This window comes from Mesotoga sp. Brook.08.YT.4.2.5.2. (assembly GCF_003351125.1).
Lineage (GTDB): Bacteria > Thermotogota > Thermotogae > Petrotogales > Kosmotogaceae > Mesotoga.
Map to the genome: position 1 here is coordinate 1 of NZ_JPGZ01000044.1, position 1,857 is coordinate 1,857.

At 45.2% G+C, this 1,857-nt stretch carries 3 protein-coding genes; 1 reads left to right on the forward strand and 2 read right to left on the reverse strand.

Going from position 1 to position 1,857, the window contains the following annotated elements:
- Both Q502_RS11815 and Q502_RS11820 read right to left on the reverse strand, forming a co-directional pair.
- Positions 1-203: DUF2922 family protein (locus Q502_RS11815; RefSeq protein WP_114794164.1), on the reverse strand; the 203-nt coding region annotated here is incomplete at its 3' end.
- Positions 204-399: 196 nt separating this feature from the next.
- Positions 400-636, reverse strand: coding sequence for a DUF1659 domain-containing protein (locus tag Q502_RS11820; protein WP_099830338.1), 237 nt, complete (start codon positions 634-636; stop codon positions 400-402).
- Between the two features lie 804 nt (positions 637-1,440).
- On the opposite strand from Q502_RS11820, the gene Q502_RS11825 reads away from it, so the two are divergent.
- Complete coding sequence (locus Q502_RS11825) at positions 1,441-1,752, forward strand: helix-turn-helix transcriptional regulator (protein ID WP_099831060.1); 312 nt, start codon at positions 1,441-1,443, stop codon at positions 1,750-1,752.
- Positions 1,753-1,857: the final 105 nt, after the last annotated feature.

A 1,857-nucleotide genomic window follows, 5' to 3' on the forward strand; every position in this document is an offset into this window, starting at 1 on the left:
AGATTAAACAACTCATTCTTCTGGGTATCGATCACTGCCGCGTAGTCAACCGCATAATTTGAAGGGATCACCTTCAGAGTTATGAGGTTTCCCATCACAGTCTCGACTTCAGATTGAGTGAGACTCGCCTTGGGCTCCTTTATGTAGAAGCCCTTGGACTTCTTCGCGGCTGAATCGTACCACCTAACGCTCAGGTTTCTCATGTGAGTTCCTCCTTTCGAGTAACGGTTCTCAGTTGACCGTTATCCGTCCTCCGAAAGAGCTATAAAGTGCAGTGGCATTGCATTTTCGATCCTAATCGGCGAACGGACTACGGCCTACGGTTACATTGTTTCACCGGTCAGAGGTAAGAAGTTCCCAACTTCAAACCTCCAGCCTCTACCCTCTTACATCAGTCTCTTAATCGATCGGTCCGAGGGTCTGGGTTTCAACTAGCTTGATATCGGCGATGATGTAATCGGTGAGGCCTGCGATGTTATAGGCTGCGTCATAAGCCTCCTGCGCAGTCATTGCCGAATCGACTTTGAGAGTCTGCCTCGAGAGGACTGGTTTGTCGTCCTCAATAACACCTGTATCCCAGGTGATCGAGAGTGCCTTCTCAGTTCCTACTACCATTACAGTTGTGCCAAGTCCCATGAAAATTCCTCCTTGATCTAGAGACCGGGGTCAGAGGTAGGGGGGTTAGGGGTTTGAAAGATCTTACCCACCCGCTACCACGTTCCCGCAACCTCCGTTTTTTATTCGTGGCCACGTGAGATGAATATATATCACCGGGTCAAAAATCTCCAAGCTCAGGTGAAAAACACCTGACTTTGGCTCTGGAATTACGGGAATGTATAATCAGAATGTGGAAGCAAAGGCTCGTTTCTCGAGAGTGACGGCCGTTAATTCTAAGAGCGGTTCGACACAAAAAACGAAATAAAATCGATGAAAGAACAAGAAATAGAATCAAAGAAATCGAGCAAAGAAAATAATCCGATCTAATCAGCAATAATCATGAATAATAAGCTGTATTTGAAAATCGCTCCGGTCTCTCAATACTGAAAAGCTCATGAATAGTTATTGACAGCATTTATGGGAATGAGATAGAATATATACAACCTGTTTTGATTGACTTACGGAGCTTATGGAGGTTCTTCAAAATATGGATAGTTTTGAAAAAACTGCTTTTATCTTTTGTTCTCTTTGTTTAAGGGTTTCTTTCTTGAAGAACTCAACTTCAGGTTTGTCCCCGTAGAATGACATTGGAATTCCTGACTGCACAGGAAACAAGTCCGTTCAAGTTTCAAGCATACTACTGCGTTTCAAAGCTAAAGACAGTCCGGTAATATCAGCATGAATATGAAGAGATGATTTGAAGTATATCGAAGGCTTCGAAGCCGATGCATTCAGAAAATAGAGTTCTGAATGAACTGCTTCCATGCAGAGAGGAGGTGATTTATGGGCAACCTGCGCGATGAGAGGATCATGAAGCAGCTTAGCCAGAGGGAGCTTGGAGAGGTGATCGGGAAGGACCAGAAGTATATCTCCGAGGTCGAATTTGGAAGGATAATTCCCTGTTTCCAGAAAGCGGATACGCTTGCCCGTTTTCTCGAGGTTCCGGTGGAGAGGATCTTTCCCTGTTTCACGAGAACTTCCCGCTTTCCCGGCTACAAGGATATCATGTATCTCTACAGTCTCGGGTATGACATAGGGGTATATGAGAACGTTCTGAGAGAACTAACAACGAAGGAGGCACAGTATGACTTATGAGAAAAGGTCCACCGTCAACGGTCCACAGTCCAAAGATCCGCGCTGGTCGCTTGCAGGAGACGTTCTCCGCTTGGAAGATCAATGCAACAATAAGAACAAGATCCC

Excerpts from the sequence above, each read along its gene's own strand:
- Q502_RS11820 (WP_099830338.1), bottom strand. The coding sequence starts at position 636 with ATGGGACTTGGCACAACTGTAATGGTAGTAGGAACTGAGAAGGCACTC.
- Q502_RS11825 (WP_099831060.1), top strand. The coding sequence starts at position 1,441 with ATGGGCAACCTGCGCGATGAGAGGATCATGAAGCAGCTTAGCCAGAGG.